Here is a 14,434-nt window from a genome sequence, read left to right as displayed (position 1 = left end):
TTTGTCAATCACTCTCTTGAGGGTTGGGGATGAGCCATGCCTGAGACCGAGGCCGGAGCCGAGATGAGGGCGGAGGCCGGGGCCGGAGCCGAGGCGAAGGCCGGGACGGAAGCCGAGCGGGCCACCACCGCGACGGCAGAGGAGTCGACGGCGCCGGGAGGCGCACAGGGCGCAGGCAGGGCCGACACGGCCGGCCGCACGGCACCCCCAGCACCCCCCGCGCCCCCGGCAACCTCGGTGACTCCAGCACCCCCCGCACCGCCCGCGACCCCGGACACGGGCGGCGGCACTCCGCCGCCCCGCCGCCGTCAGGCGCGCGGCGAGGCCCGGATCGCCCAGCTGCTTTCGGCCGCCGCCGACGTGTTCCGCACCCAGGGGTACACCGCCGCCAGCACCAACGCGATCGCCCGCGAGGCCGGAGTCTCGCCCGGCACGCTCTACCAGTTCTTCCCCAACAAGGAGGCGATCGCGGTGGAGCTCGGCGACCGCCTCCTGCACCGCTGGCAGGAGACGTACGGCGAAGCCATCACGCTCAGCCACACCGAACTCGCGCTGGACCGCATGCTCGACACGGTGCTCGACCCGCTGATCGCCTTCAACACGGAGAACCCGGCCTTCTGCGTCCTCATGCACGGCGGTGAGGTGCCCGGCCGCATCACCGAGAAGCACGACGCCGTGCACGACGCGATGCTCACCCGCGTCGAAGCACTTCTGGCGGGCTACCTGCCGGAGCTCCCCGCCGCCCGGATACGGCTCGTCGGCATCATGGCCTTCCAGCTGTTCAAGGCCGGAATCGACCTGATCATGACGCACGAGGGCGAGCAGCGGCAGGCGTTCGCCGACGAACTGAAGACGGTGATGTTCCGCTACCTGAATCCCCTGCTCGACGAGGCGAACCGGCTCTCGCGCACCCCGGACTCCGTCTGACAGCGCGGCACGGCGGCCACCTCGGCGCGGGGCACGACCCGCGCCACGGCGGGAACACCACCCAGCGGCATATGCCCCGGAACATCCCGAACGGTGCGACGACATGCCTCACCAACGACAGCCACGCGCCCACGACACGCCCTTTACGTCCCGGCTCGCACGCAGACCATAGGCTTTGGCGATCTCACCCGATCCCTCACTGATTCACGCGATCCACCACTGATTCACGCGATCGACCACTGATTGACCCGATCCCTCACGACTTCACCCGATCCCCTCGTTGCCTCCCGCCTCCCCTCCCCGGATGCGGGTGGCGGGAGGCCCGCCACTTGGAGCCGGCGTGAACTGGTCCTCTCCCGAGCCACCACCCCCGCCCTCACACTCCCCGCCACCCGGCCCTCCGGCGGGCCCGCCGGACGGCCCACCCCGCCCGCGCCCCGGACTGTGGCGGCGCTGCCTCTGGGGCGGGATCGTCTCGTGGGCGCTCGCCGCCGGAGCCACGTACCTCACCCAGAACTCCACCCTGCTGCCGACGCTGATCCTGCTCGGCAGCTTTCTCGTACCGGCGGTGTTCGTGCTGTGGGCGTACGAGCGGCACGGCGAGGACCTCGGGCCATCCCTGATCCTGGGCTCCTTCCTGGCCGGCGGGATCCTCGGCGTGCTGGGCGCCTCGGTCCTGGAGTACTACCTGCTGCACCGGACCTCCGTCTGGCTGTTCCTCGGCGTCGGCCTGATCGAGGAGGCGGTGAAGCTCGGCGCCCTGATGCTCGTCCTCCGGCGCCACCACGCCGTCCGGGGCCGGAGAGCCGGTCTGGTGCTGGGCGCCACGGTCGGATTCGGTTTCGCGGCGTTCGAGAGCGCCGGGTACGCCTTCGACGCGGCGGTCACGCTGGACGGCATCGACCTGCGCGCGCTGCTGGAGACCGAGGTGCTGCGCGGGGTGCTCTCCCCCTTCGGGCACGGCCTGTGGACGGCGATCACCGGCGGTGTCCTGCTGGTCCACCGGGAGCCGGGCGGCCGGTTCCGCTTTCCGCCGACGGTCGTCGGCGCCTTCCTCGGGGTCGCCGTCCTGCACGCCCTGTGGGACTCGATGCGGGGCATCGCGGTCTGGCTGGTCGCCCGGGTCACCGACGACCGGACGATGGACGCGATGTCGGCTCAGGGGTACCTGGAGGACGCCACCGACCAGCAGCAACACCTCTTCACCCTGTTCTCGGTGGGCGGCACGGTGGCGACCACCCTGGTGGGGGTGTGGTGGCTCCGGGTGCTCGTCCTGCGATCCCGCCGGGAGCGGGCGCGCGCGGTGTCCGCGACCGGAGCGAGGCGCTCGCCTTGATACCCCCTAGGGGTATAGTCTCGGAAGTGAGGCAACGAGGCTTCGACCCGGTCCGGACGTACACCGGCCGAACCGATTCCTCCCTACAACGCTCAATGTGCCGAATTGTTGCGCTTTCGTCCTCCGGCTGGCGCCGCGGACCACGCTCTTCGGCATCCGATCAGAGGAGAACGACCATGACCGCCGAGACCGACACCCCTCAGGCCGCCCGCTCCTGCTGCTCGTCCGGGGCCGACCACGGCGCACCCGCCGAGGTACGGATCGACTCGGTCACCGCGGTGTACGAGGTGAAGGGCATGACCTGCGGCCACTGCGAGGGTGCCGTCACCGAGGAGCTCTCCGCCGTCGACGGGGTGACCGAGGTGAAGGCGGTGGCCGCCACCGGCCGGGTGAGCGTCTCCTCCCGCGCCCCGCTGACCGAGGAAGCCGTGCGCGCCGCCGTCGACGAGGCGGGGTACGAGTACGTCGGCCGAGCCTGACACCCCCGTCGGCAGACCGACGCCGCACGTAGGCACACCGACACCGCACGTCGGCGCCGACACACCGCCGCCGGCAGACCGACACCGCACGGGGCACCGGACCGCCGCAGGAACAGCGGCGGAGTGCCCCACCTCTCACCCTTCGGGCCGGATGCCGCCAGCAGATACTGGTGGGGTACGGCCCGACGTGTTTCTCCCAGGAGTTCGGACATGGCCAGCATCACCACAGCCGAGGTCCCGGCCCCGGAGGTCTCCGAGACCGAGCTGACGATCGGCGGCATGACCTGCGCCTCGTGCGCGGCACGTGTCGAGAAGAAGCTGAACCGGATGGACGGCGTGAGGGCCACGGTCAACTACGCGACCGAGAAGGCCCGCGTCTCCTTCGGCCCCGGCACGGATCTCGCGGATCTCGTCGCCACGGTCGAGCGGACCGGCTACACCGCCACCCCGCCCCCACCTCCGCCGGAACCGGAACCCGTCGCGATATCCGGCGAGGCGCCCGGGACGGAGGCCGGCGCACCCGACGGCGACGACGGACCGCTCGCCGCGCTGCGGCAGCGCCTGGTCGTCTCGGTGCTGCTCTCCGTGCCGGTGGTCCTGCTCTCGATGGTCCCGGCCTTCCAGTTCGACAACTGGCAGTGGCTCTCACTGACCCTCGCCGCCCCGGTGGTCGTCTGGGGTGGGCTGCCGTTCCACCGCGCCGCCTGGACCAACCTCAAGCACGGCGCCGCGACCATGGACACCCTGGTCTCGGTCGGCACGCTGGCAGCTTTCGGCTGGTCGTTGTGGGCGCTCTTCTTCGGCGATGCCGGGATGCCGGGCATGCGGCACGGTTTCGACCTGGTGGCCTCCCGTTCCGACGCCTCCTCCGCGCTCTATCTGGAGGTCGCGGCCGGGGTGGTGAGTTTCATCCTGCTCGGCCGTTGGCTGGAGGCCCAGTCCAAGCGGAAGGCGGGTTCGGCGCTGCGGGCGCTGATGCACCTCGGCGCCCGGGACGTGGCCGTGCTCAGGAACGACGGTACGGAGGTACGCGTCCCGGTCGCCCGGCTCGCGGTGGGCGACCGCTTCGTGGTCCGCCCCGGCGAGAAGATCGCCACGGACGGCACGGTGACCGAGGGCGAGTCCGCCGTGGACGCCTCGATGCTCACCGGTGAGTCCGTACCGGTCGACGTGGGGCCGGGTGCCACGGTCACCGGGGCCACCGTGAACGTCTCGGGCCGGCTCGTCGTGGAGGCGACCCGGGTCGGGGCCGACACCCAGCTCGCCCGGATGGCCCGGCTCGTGGAGAACGCCCAGAACGGCAAGGCCGAGGTGCAACGCCTCGCCGACCGCGTGTCGGCGGTCTTCGTACCGGTCGTGCTGCTGATCGCGGTGGCCACGCTGGTGGCCTGGTTGCTGGTGACGAACGACGTGACGGCCGCGTTCACGGCCGCGGTCGCCGTGCTGATCATCGCCTGTCCCTGCGCGCTGGGGCTCGCCACTCCGACCGCTCTCATGGTCGGTACGGGGCGCGGCGCACAGCTCGGCATCCTCATCAGGGGCCCCGAGGTCCTGGAGACCACCCGCCGCATCGACACGATCGTGCTCGACAAGACCGGCACGGTGACCACCGGCCGGATGGCGCTCCGGGCCGTCCACACCGCTCCCGGCACCGACGAGGACGAGGCGCTGCGGCTGGCCGGGGCGCTGGAGCACGCCTCCGAGCACCCGGTCGCCCGCGCGGTGGCCGCCGCGGCGGCCGAGCGCCTGGGCGCCCCGGCGCCCGTCAGCGGTTTCGGCAACGTCGCCGGGCTCGGCGTGCGCGGCACCGTGGACGGACACGCGGTCCTGGTCGGCCGCCCGGCACTCCTCGCGGAGGCCGGGATCGTCCTGCCGCCGGAGCTGGAGTCGGTACTCGCGGGGGCCACCGGCGCCACGGCCGTGGTGGTCGGCTGGGACGGGGAGGCCCGCGCGGTCCTGGAGGTCGCGGACACCGTGAAGGAGAGCAGCGCCGAAGCGGTCGCCGAGCTGCGCCGGCTCGGCTTGCGCCCGGTGCTGCTGACCGGCGACAACCGGGCCGTGGCCGAGTCCGTGGCGCGCGCGGTCGGCATCGACGAGGTCTATGCCGAGGTGCTGCCGCAGGAGAAAGTGGAGATCGTGCGGAGGCTCCAGGCGGAGGGCCGGGCGGTCGCGATGGTCGGCGACGGCGTGAACGACGCGGCCGCTCTGGCCACCGCGGATCTGGGGCTGGCGATGGGTACGGGGACGGACGCGGCGATCGAAGCGAGCGATCTCACATTGGTCCGTGGAGATCTCAAGGTGACGGGGGCCGCGATCCGGCTCTCGCGGCGTACGCTGTCCACCATCAGGGGCAACCTCGTCTGGGCCTTCGGGTACAACGTGGCAGCCCTGCCTCTTGCTGCGTTCGGCCTGCTCAACCCGATGATCGCAGGAGCCGCCATGGCGTTCTCCTCCGTGTTCGTCGTGACGAACAGCCTGCGCTTGCGCTCCTTCACGTAATTTCCACAAAGAGATCTAGATCACATCGATTTGAGGGTAACCATTCAATGGGTTCGTGAGTCTTAGAGTGCAATGCCAAGGATGTCTTGGGGGACGTCCGATGAAGTGTCTTGGGGGACGCTTCATGGCAAGCGTTGGCCGGGGCACGTGCACCGGGGAGCTTTGAGCGGCCCTCCCGTACGTACCCCGGCGGACCGCAGCAGGACAAGGGAGTGCAGACTCCCTGAAGACGCCCGGCCGGATCCCGTGGGGGGAATCCGCTCCGGGACATGGGAAGCGCCTTGTCATCGACCCGTGGGGGGATCGGCGGCGGGGCGCTTCCTGCTTTCCCGCACCGGATCGGATCACGCGGGAGCCGACGGGAGCACGTCGGACCGCGCGGGCGCGGCGGGACCGCCGGGCCGGTCGTCACATCTCCGCCCCCTGAACGCCGAATCGCCCTGAACGCCGAATCGCCCCGGACACCGCGCTCTGTGCGGGCGCGGTACGCGGGGCGAAGGCAGTCGGCCGAAGAGGCCTGGCGGTACGGGTACTTCTCCTGACCCGGGCACTGCGGGACAGCGGGTACTACGGTTCCTACGGGTGCCACCGGTGACACGGGTACGACGAGTGCCCTACGGGGTACGGCGCCACGCGGCTTACGCGGTCGTCGCGCCGTACCGGTTCACCCGGCGCCCGGAGCGGGCCGGTCCGGGTGCGTCAGCGGCCCTCGACCGGGACGAAGTCGCGGAGGACCTCACCCGTGTAGATCTGGCGCGGGCGGCCGATGCGCGATCCCGGCTCCTTGATCATCTCGTGCCACTGGGCGATCCAGCCGGGGAGGCGGCCGAGCGCGAAGAGCACGGTGAACATCTCGGTCGGGAAGCCCATGGCGCGGTAGATGAGACCGGTGTAGAAGTCCACGTTGGGGTAGAGGTTGCGCGAGACGAAGTACTCGTCGGAGAGCGCGTGCTCCTCCAGCTTGAGCGCGATGTCGAGCAGCTCGTCGGACTTGCCGAGGGCCGACAGGACGTCGTGCGCGGCAGCCTTGATGATCTTGGCGCGCGGGTCGAAGGACTTGTACACCCGGTGGCCGAAGCCCATCAGGCGGACGCCGTCCTCCTTGTTCTTCACCTTGCGGATGAAGGCGTCGACGTCGCCGCCGTTGGCCTGGATGCCTTCCAGCATCTCCAGCACGGACTGGTTGGCGCCGCCGTGCAGCGGGCCCCACAGCGCGGAGATGCCCGCGGAGATCGAGGCGAACATGTTCGCCTGCGAGGAGCCGACCAGACGCACGGTGGAGGTCGAACAGTTCTGCTCGTGGTCCGCGTGCAGGATGAGCAGCTTGTCCAGCGCCGAGACGACGACCGGGTCCAGCTCGTACTCCTGGGCCGGGACCGAGAAGGTCATCCGCAGGAAGTTCTCGACGTAGCCGAGGTCGTTGCGCGGGTAGACGAACGGGTGACCGATCGACTTCTTGTACGCGTACGCCGCGATCGTCGGGAGCTTCGCCAGCAGGCGGATCGTCGAGAGGTGACGCTGCTCCTCGTCGAACGGGTTGTGGCTGTCCTGGTAGAAGGTGGACAGCGCGCTGACGACCGAGGACAGCATGGCCATCGGGTGGGCGTCGCGCGGGAAGCCGTCGAAGAACCGCTTGACGTCCTCGTGCAGCAGGGTGTGCTGGGTGATCTCGTTCTTGAAGGTCGACAGCTCGTCGACCTTCGGAAGCTCACCGTTGATCAGCGTGTACGCGACCTCAAGGAAGGTCGAGCTCTCGGCGAGCTGCTCGATCGGGTACCCGCGGTAGCGGAGGATGCCCTGCTCACCGTCGAGGTAGGTGATGCCGGATTTATAGGCGGCCGTGTTGCCGTAACCGCTGTCCAGCGTCACGAGGCCGGTGTTGGCCCGCAGCTTCCCGATGTCGAAGCCCTTGTCGCCGACGGTGCTGTCGATCACCGGGTAGGTGTACTCGTCATCGCCGTACCGCAGTACTACAGCGTTGTTGGTGTGCTCGCTCACGTCATCCCTCACCGACGTAGTGCCTCTTCTTCGAGGTGCCCTGACTGTCTCAAGGTGCCCTGTGCCCTGATGTCTCCACCCTCCCCCATTTGGCTCAGGAGAGTGCACTCGGGGTCGTCCATTGGACCTAATGGCGGCACTGAGTGCCGCCAACTTAGTCATCCTGCCCCCTCCCCGGGTGGTTCCGGAAGCCCCGCGTGATGTTTCCCACCGATTTGATCGATCATTTTTACGGTGAGTCTCCCCCCGCCCCTCCCCTGAGCCGGAAATCCAGCGCCGTACAGCGCCTTCCGGCGGAAACCGTGCGGACCGCCTGCCCGATCGCCTTGCGGGAGCCGACCAGGACGACGAGCTTCTTGGCCCGGGTCACCGCCGTGTAGAGCAGGTTGCGCTGGAGCATCATCCAGGCGCTGGTGGTGACGGGGACGACGACCGCCGGGTACTCGCTGCCCTGGGAGCGGTGGATCGTCATGGCGTAGGCGTGTGCCAGCTCGTCCAACTCGTCGAAGTCGTACCCGATCTCCTCGTCCTCGTCGGTGCGCACCGTCAGCCGCTGCTCGTCGGTGTCGAGCGAGGTCACGACGCCGACGGTGCCGTTGAACACGCCGTTCTCGCCCTTCTCGTAGTTGTTGCGGATCTGCGTGACCTTGTCGCCGACGCGGAAGACCCGGCCACCGAACCGCTTCTCCGGCAGTTCGGGGCGGCCCGGGGTGATGACCTGTTGGAGCAGTCCGTTGAGGTGCCCGGCGCCGGCCGGTCCCCGGTGCATCGGGGTGAGCACCTGGATGTCGCGGCGCGGATCGAGGCCGAACTTCTTCGGGATGCGGCGTGCCGCGACGTCCACGGCGAGCACCCCGGCGTCCTCCGTCTCGTCCTCCACGAAGAGGAAGAAGTCGTCCATCCCCTGGGTGAGCGGAGGTTGTCCGGAGTTGATGCGGTGGGCGTTGGTGACCACGCCGGACTGCTGCGCCTGGCGGAAGATGCGGGTCAGCCGGACGGCCGGGACGGGCCCGCCCTCGGCGAGCAGGTCCCGCAGCACCTCGCCCGCGCCGACCGAGGGGAGCTGGTCGACGTCGCCGACGAGCAGGAGGTGGGCACCGGGTGCCACCGCTTTCACGAGCTTGTTGGCGAGCAGCAGATCGAGCATGGACGCCTCGTCCACGACCACCAGATCGGCGTCGAGCGGACGGTCCTTGTCGTACGCGGCGTCCCCGCCCGGCTTCAGTTCGAGGAGGCGGTGCACGGTGGACGCCTCGGCGCCGGTCAGCTCGGAGAGCCGCTTCGCGGCCCGCCCGGTGGGAGCGGCCAGCACGACCTTCGCCTTCTTGGCGCGGGCCAGCTCGACCACGGACCGCACGGTGAACGACTTGCCGCACCCGGGCCCGCCGGTCAGTACGGCCACCTTCCGGCTCAGCGCGAGCCGTACCGCCGCCTCCTGTTCGGGAGCGAGGGTGGCGCCCGTCCGCCGGGCCAGCCACTGGAGCGCCTTCTCCCAGTCCACGTCCCCGAAGGCGGGCATCCGGTCTTCCGGGGTACGCAGCAGTCGGCGTACCTGCCCGGCGAGGGAGAGTTCCGCCCGGTGGAAGGGGACGAGGTACACCGCCGTCACCGGCTCCCCGCCCTCCGGACCCGGCACCTTCTCCCGTACGACGCCCTCCGGGTCGGCAGCCAGTTCGGCGAGGCAGTCGATGACCAGCCCGGTGTCCACCTGGAGGAGCTTCACCCCGTCCGCGATCAGCCGCTCCTCGGGGAGGTAGCAGTGGCCCTGGTCGGAGGACTGGGAGAGGGCGTACTGGAGTCCGGCGCGCACCCGCTCCGGGCTGTCGTGCGGGATGCCGACCGCCTGGGCGATCCGGTCGGCGGTCAGGAAGCCGATGCCCCAGACGTCGGCGGCCAGCCGGTAGGGCTGGTTCTTCACGACGGAGATCGAGGCGTCCTCGTACTTCTTGTAGATCCGCACCGCGATCGAGGTCGAGACCCCGACCGACTGGAGGAAGATCATGACCTCCTTGATCGCCTTCTGTTCCTCCCATGCGTCGGCGATCTTCTTCGTACGCTTGGGACCGAGCCCGGGGACCTCCACGAGCCGCTTGGGCGCGTTCTCGATGATGTCGAGGGTGTCGGTGCCGAAGTGGGTGGTGATCCGGTCGGCCATGACCGGGCCAATGCCCTTGATCAGCCCGGAGCCGAGGTAGCGGCGGATGCCCTGGATGGTCGCGGGGAGGACCGTCGTGTAGTTCTCCACGACGAACTGCTTGCCGTACTGCTGGTGGGAGGCCCAGCGGCCCTCCATCCGCAGCGACTCCCCCGGCTGCGCGCCGAGCAGTGAACCCACCACGGTCAGCAGATCTCCGCCGCGCCCGGTGTCGACACGGGCGACGGTGTAGCCGTTCTCCTCGTTGGCGTAGGTGATCCGCTCCAGGACCCCTTCGAGGACTGCCAGGTTGGGGGGCGGGGTGGGCGTGTTGGGCATGGTTCGACGGTATCGGGTGGCGCCGACACCTCCGCGAGCAGGAGTCGGCGCCCCCGGAGTGGGTCAGACGGTGGACTCGTCGTCGTGGACGGTGACCCGGGCGTAGCCCTGTCCGGTCACCGCGCCGACGGGCGCCGAGAGGTAGATCTTGTAGACCGTGTCGGCGGTGGGCTGGACGGCGGTGTCGTCGGTGACGGGCAGCTGGACCGTCACCGAGGTGGTGCGCGCCGGGAAGGTGATCTTCCGGGCGGAGGTGGTGAGTTGGGTTCCGGTGCCGGCCACGGTCTGGAGGTTGACCGTCACCGGGGTGCGGGAGGAGCGGGAGAGGGTGACCGTGACGGGGACGGTACCGGCGTTCTCGGCGGCCGGGGCTCCGGCCACGGAGACCTGCGGCAGTTCGCTCGGGCCGCCGCTGCCCGCGCGGACGGTCTGGAACGCCACGTCGGAGAGGTAGACACCACCGGCGGTGGCGGGGGCGGTGAGGGTGATGCGGCGGACGTCCGAGAGGTCCACCCCGCGCACCTTCTCCAGCGGCCAGTTCACCGTCTGGAGCCAGGTCTTGGGCAGCAGGGTGCTGGTGCCGGAGGACGGGTTGGCCTTGAGCGCGTCGCTGAGCGAGGAGAGGGCGACGGAGGCCGAACGGCCGCGTCCGTCGGTGAGCCGGACCGTCAGGTCGGTGTCCGGTCCGTTCTCGTCGACGGCGGCGCGGAACGCGAGGCTGTCGTAGCGCCTCACGTCACGGGAGCCCTTGGGTATCTCGATCACGGTCGCGGGGGTGTCCGTGCTGTCCGCGTTCTCCGGCCAGGTGAGGTGGAGCAGCGGGGTGGCTTCGACGTTGCCCGCGTAGTTGGCGGGGGTCCAGGACGGGAAGCGCGAGGTGCCGGTGGAGCCGGTGCAGGCGCCGAGGGCGCTGATGGTGGGGCGGCCGGTGAAGCCCGCGCAGTAGGTGCCCGTACCGCCGCCGGTGAGGGTGACGTTGGACGCCGGGGCGGTCAGCGGGGCGATGTCGGAGCGGCTGCGGCCGGGGGCCTGGGCCTCGCTGTACACGGTGGCCGCGCCGACGGTGGTCGACGTGCCGAGGCTGCCGTCGAAGAGGGGCAGGAAGCGGTCCTGGCCGCCCAGGGTGAGCTGGAAGAACCCGGACATGATGGCCGTACCGGCTTCCGACTGCTCGGCGGCGGTCAGCCGGGTCGTGGTGGGCGAGGCTCCGCCGCACACCGCGTCGGTGGAGGCGGACCAGTCGTCGCTCGCGGGGGCGGCGGCGACACCGGGGGTCCACTCCGTGTTGAAGAAGTTGTGGTCCGCGCCCATCACCATCAGCGAGGAGCGCAGCACGTCGTCGTCGGCGCCGGTGTAGCGGCTGTCGTCGTAGAAGTGCTGGCCCTGCTGGTTGGAGACGTCTCCGTCGCAGTACGGCAGGACGACGGCCATCGGCACGTCGGGCAGGGTCTCGCGGCCGAAGTCGATGGGGGCGAGCGGGAGTACGGCGTCGATGCCGTACGGGTGGGCGCGGCCGGCGTTGAGCAGGGCGGCCTTGACGACGCCTTCGCCGCCGCGCGAGTGGCCCATGAGACCGACGTCGGAGAGGTCCAGACGTCCCTTCAGCAGTCGGCTCATGCCGGGGGCGGCGCCCTTGTCGGCACGGGCGAGCAGGTCGAGGTGGTCGAGGACGAGCTGCCCCCGGGCGAGGGTGCCGGCGTCGTCGGTGTAGGACGCGTCCTGGGCGTTGATGCCGTCGGCGCTGATGGAGACGACCGCGTACCCCTGGGAGGCGAGGGTCTCGGCGGCGGCGTTGTAGCCGAGGTAGCTGGGGATCGGCTGGTAGCCGTCCGGGCAGGGCCAGGCGGCGTTGTTGGTCTTGGCCGTGTCCGCGTTCCAGCATGCGGAGTGGCGGCCGTGCAGGAAGAGCACGACGGGGCGTTCGCCCTTGGCGTCGGTCGGTACCCATACGGCGGCGCGGAGTTCGGCGCTGCGGTCGCTCAGCCCGCCGAGGGTGACGGCGGTGTCGCCGAAGTCGTAGTCGGCCCGTGCCACGTGGTAGCGGCCCTTGGCGGTGGCGGCTTCGGTGAGCGAGGCGGCGGTGGCGGTGGGCTTGCCACGGCGGCCGGTGCCCCGGGGGGCGTGTCGGGACGTGGTGACCGTGTCGGTGGCACCGTTCCAGGCGACTTGGACGTCGTCCGGGTGAGCGGCGCGCAGGTCGGTGGTGACCAGGGAGAGCGTGTGTCCGTCGGTGGCCTGCCGGGCGTATCCGAGGGAGGCACCGTCGACGGCGATCTCGGGGAGCGCGTCGCGGACGGGCAGCGGGTCGTCCAGTTTCAGGGTGACGTGGTAGCCGTCCGCCGACCGCGTGACCGACCAACTGCGGTCGCCGGCCGAGCCGGTGGCGGTGGTGGGCTGCGGGTCCGGGGAGGCCGGGGAGGCGAGTGCGGTACCGGTCATGGGGAGCGTCAGGGCGAGGGCGAGGGCGGCGACGGTGGCCCGCACCGGGCCCCCCGTCCGGCGCGGTCCTGGGCGCCGGGTGCGGGGTATGGACATGCGGCGGTTCCTCTCGTGCGGGGGCGGCGCCGCTCCCGGAGGGAGGGCACCGGCTCCGGCTCATCGCCGGCACACGAAGATCACCACCGCTTCTGATCACCTGAGTGTCCGTTCTGTTTCCTCATGATCAACCGAGACCGTTACGGGGACTATTTACGTGCGGTTTACACGAACCGTCACGCGCCGCACCGAGGCGCCGCCGCCCGCAAGCCACAGCCCGAGAACCGCAGCCCGAGAACCGCAGCCCGAAAACCGGTGGAACCGCACCCCCGTGCGCCGTTACCGTGCTCGCGCCCCGCTCCACCCGTGGTCGCCCTGACAAGGACACACCGTTGTACACCAAGTGAGACACCCCGAGCGCTGATCCCTCGCGCGCCGCCCCGTCGGGCCGCGCGCTCCCTTTCGCTGCGGTTCTCTCACTGAAATCGGTGTTTCTCCATGTCCGGAAACTGGGTCGTCGTGCCCACTGCCTGCCTGCCCACCGTCCGCTTGCCCGGCGCCCGCCCGCTCGCCGTCTACCCGCCGATCGCCTGCCGGCCCGCCGCCCGCCCGCTTGCCGCCCCCACGCCGATCGCCTTCGGCCGTGGCCACGACCAGCGCGCCGCGCCGGACACCGGATGCGGGACCGCCGCCGGGCTCGCCGCCCCCGGGTGGGCGACCGTGCCGCGCTTCGAGCTTCCGAGCCCGCCGCTCGGCAAGAGCTCCCGCTCGGCGGCAAAACCCCTCGGGAGTCGACGCGCACGACGCCGCACCACAGGCTCCGACGGGACCGGGCGTCCGGCCTGGCAGTCGCCGTACGGCCCCCCGCGGAACCGCGCGCACCGAGGCCGGTGGGCGCCCGTGCCGGGGGTGGCCGACGCCCCGTCCGCCGTACGGCAGGCATTCCTGTGCGGGCGCTGCGAGTGATCCGGGAGAAGGTCCGGGTCAGGTCGGCGGCGCGGGCGGGCGCTCCAGGACGATCATGACGGCGTCGTCGTCGAGGTGCCCTCCGACCCACTCCATCAGGTCGGCCCGGAAGCGACCGAGGAAGGCGTCGGCGTCCTTCTCGGCCCATCCGGTGATGCGCTCGGCCAGCGGGTAGAAGGCGCCGGAGGCGTCACGGGCCTCGGTGACCCCGTCCGTGTACAGCAGCAGGAGGCTTCCCGGCTCGAACGGGAAGCTGTCGACGTGGTACCTCGGATGCGCCAACTCGCCCAGGCCGAGCGGGGGCGCGGGGTGGAGGACGTCCATCGTCGTCGGTCGGCCGTCGCACAGGACGACCGGCGGCGGATGCCCGCAGGCGACCATCTCGACCCGGCCGCCCTGGTCGGGGATGTCCAGGACGGTTGCGGTGATGAAGGTTTCTCCGTAACGGCTGCTCTCCCCCGGCTCCGTCAGGTCCCAGCACACGCTGCGGTCGAGGTAGCCGACCAGCTCGCCCAGGCTTGCCCGGCGGTGGGCCGCGACGCGGAACGCGCCGAGGAGCAGTGCGGCGTCGTTCACCGCGGTCATTCCCTTGCCACGCACGTCGCCGACGATGAGCCGGGTCCCGGTGGTGGTGCGGGTCGCCGCGTAGAGGTCGCCGCCGATCTGGGCCTCGGCCTCCGCCGCGAGGTAGAGCGAGGCCACGCGCAGGGGGCCCAGCGTCCTGGGCAGCGGTGGCAGGACCACCCGCTGGGCGGTCTCGGAGACGTACCGCACCTGCGCCAGCTCCTTCGCCCGGCGCTCCCTCAGTACACAGAAGATCACGAGCATCACGCCGACCAGCAACAGGGAGATGACCTGAGCCTCGTGGTTGGCCGAGAGCAGCTCGTCGGAATCCCGCACCAGCCCGATGACCGTCTGCGAGAGCACCGCCAGCGCGGCGATCAGACCCACCGTCCGGGGACCTGCGAACGAGGCGGTGACCGCCGGAGCCGCGACGAGCAGCGGCCCGAGGTGGATGTCGGACGGTGAGAGAACGTCGACCACCGACACCGCGACGATCCACAGAACCGGGACGGCGATCAGAGCCCGGCCCCGCCCCCCGCGCACCACTCGGCGAGGTCCTTCGCGGCGCTGTGACATGACTCCTCTCTACACCGCCGCCACCCGGCTCGCACGCAGGGAGGGGCGGGTTACCTGTCGTGGCGAAGAAGATCGGGCTGGACCGTGTCGACCTGCGGGAACCGACTTGAGCGAGGCGGCTGCGGGTCGGCCCCGCGCGCC

The 14,434-nt window shown here is 70.9% G+C and carries 9 protein-coding genes; 5 read left to right on the top strand and 4 right to left on the bottom strand.

Annotated elements, in window-relative coordinates:
- Nucleotides 1-36 precede the first annotated feature (36 nt).
- The 4 genes from OHT52_RS20245 to OHT52_RS20230 all read left to right on the top strand — a co-directional run bounded on the left by OHT52_RS20245 (nt 37) and on the right by OHT52_RS20230 (nt 5,241).
- Nucleotides 37-927 carry a TetR/AcrR family transcriptional regulator gene (locus OHT52_RS20245; RefSeq protein WP_328721592.1) on the top strand — a complete coding sequence of 297 codons (891 nt, stop codon included), beginning with the start codon at nt 37-39 and terminating at the stop codon, nt 925-927.
- A 340-nt stretch (nt 928-1,267) separates the two neighbouring features.
- The gene (locus tag OHT52_RS20240) at nt 1,268-2,263 is read left to right on the top strand and encodes a PrsW family intramembrane metalloprotease (protein ID WP_443046622.1); all 996 of its coding nucleotides are present in this window, start codon (nt 1,268-1,270) and stop codon (nt 2,261-2,263) included.
- Nucleotides 2,264-2,439: 176 nt separating this feature from the next.
- A complete protein-coding gene (locus tag OHT52_RS20235) occupies nt 2,440-2,742 on the top strand; it encodes a heavy-metal-associated domain-containing protein (protein WP_328721591.1) in 303 nt (100 codons plus the stop codon).
- Nucleotides 2,743-2,952: 210 nt separating this feature from the next.
- Nucleotides 2,953-5,241, top strand: coding sequence for a heavy metal translocating P-type ATPase (locus OHT52_RS20230; RefSeq protein ID WP_328721590.1), 2,289 nt, complete (start codon nt 2,953-2,955; stop codon nt 5,239-5,241).
- 699 nt (nt 5,242-5,940) lie between these two features.
- Here OHT52_RS20230 and OHT52_RS20225 read toward each other — a convergent pair.
- The 3 genes from OHT52_RS20225 to OHT52_RS20215 form a co-directional block, all read right to left on the bottom strand.
- Nucleotides 5,941-7,239, bottom strand: coding sequence for a citrate synthase (locus OHT52_RS20225; protein ID WP_328721589.1), 1,299 nt, complete (start codon nt 7,237-7,239; stop codon nt 5,941-5,943).
- 229 nt (nt 7,240-7,468) lie between these two features.
- Entirely contained in the window at nt 7,469-9,712 is a 2,244-nt protein-coding gene (gene recD2 / locus OHT52_RS20220; protein ID WP_328721588.1) for an SF1B family DNA helicase RecD2, read from the bottom strand.
- A gap of 63 nt (nt 9,713-9,775) precedes the next feature.
- Nucleotides 9,776-12,247 carry a hypothetical protein gene (locus OHT52_RS20215; RefSeq protein WP_328721587.1) on the bottom strand — a complete coding sequence of 824 codons (2,472 nt, stop codon included), beginning with the start codon at nt 12,245-12,247 and terminating at the stop codon, nt 9,776-9,778.
- A gap of 438 nt (nt 12,248-12,685) precedes the next feature.
- Here OHT52_RS20215 and OHT52_RS20210 point away from each other — a divergent pair, with 438 nt between their 5' ends.
- Nucleotides 12,686-13,153, top strand: a complete 468-nt coding sequence (locus OHT52_RS20210; RefSeq protein ID WP_328721586.1) for a hypothetical protein — start codon at nt 12,686-12,688, stop codon at nt 13,151-13,153.
- 18 nt (nt 13,154-13,171) lie between these two features.
- Here the strand turns inward: OHT52_RS20210 and OHT52_RS20205 are convergent, their stop codons facing one another.
- A complete protein-coding gene (locus tag OHT52_RS20205) occupies nt 13,172-14,293 on the bottom strand; it encodes a PP2C family protein-serine/threonine phosphatase (protein ID WP_328721585.1) in 1,122 nt (373 codons plus the stop codon).
- Nucleotides 14,294-14,434 lie beyond the last annotated feature (141 nt).

Source organism: Streptomyces sp. NBC_00247 (assembly GCF_036188265.1).
Lineage (GTDB): Bacteria > Actinomycetota > Actinomycetes > Streptomycetales > Streptomycetaceae > Streptomyces.
The sequence above is the reverse complement of the archived record's forward strand: the minus strand, read 5'-3'. Positions and strand labels throughout refer to the sequence as shown.

Bases quoted from the DNA above. Each gene is read 5' to 3' on its own strand.
- OHT52_RS20245 (WP_328721592.1), top strand. From the start codon at position 37: ATGCCTGAGACCGAGGCCGGAGCCGAGATGAGGGCGGAGGCCGGGGCC.
- OHT52_RS20235 (WP_328721591.1), top strand. From the start codon at position 2,440: ATGACCGCCGAGACCGACACCCCTCAGGCCGCCCGCTCCTGCTGCTCG.
- OHT52_RS20230 (WP_328721590.1), top strand. From the start codon at position 2,953: ATGGCCAGCATCACCACAGCCGAGGTCCCGGCCCCGGAGGTCTCCGAG.
- recD2 (WP_328721588.1), bottom strand. From the start codon at position 9,712: ATGCCCAACACGCCCACCCCGCCCCCCAACCTGGCAGTCCTCGAAGGG.
- OHT52_RS20215 (WP_328721587.1), bottom strand. From the start codon at position 12,247: ATGTCCATACCCCGCACCCGGCGCCCAGGACCGCGCCGGACGGGGGGC.
- OHT52_RS20210 (WP_328721586.1), top strand. From the start codon at position 12,686: ATGTCCGGAAACTGGGTCGTCGTGCCCACTGCCTGCCTGCCCACCGTC.
- OHT52_RS20205 (WP_328721585.1), bottom strand. From the start codon at position 14,293: ATGTCACAGCGCCGCGAAGGACCTCGCCGAGTGGTGCGCGGGGGGCGG.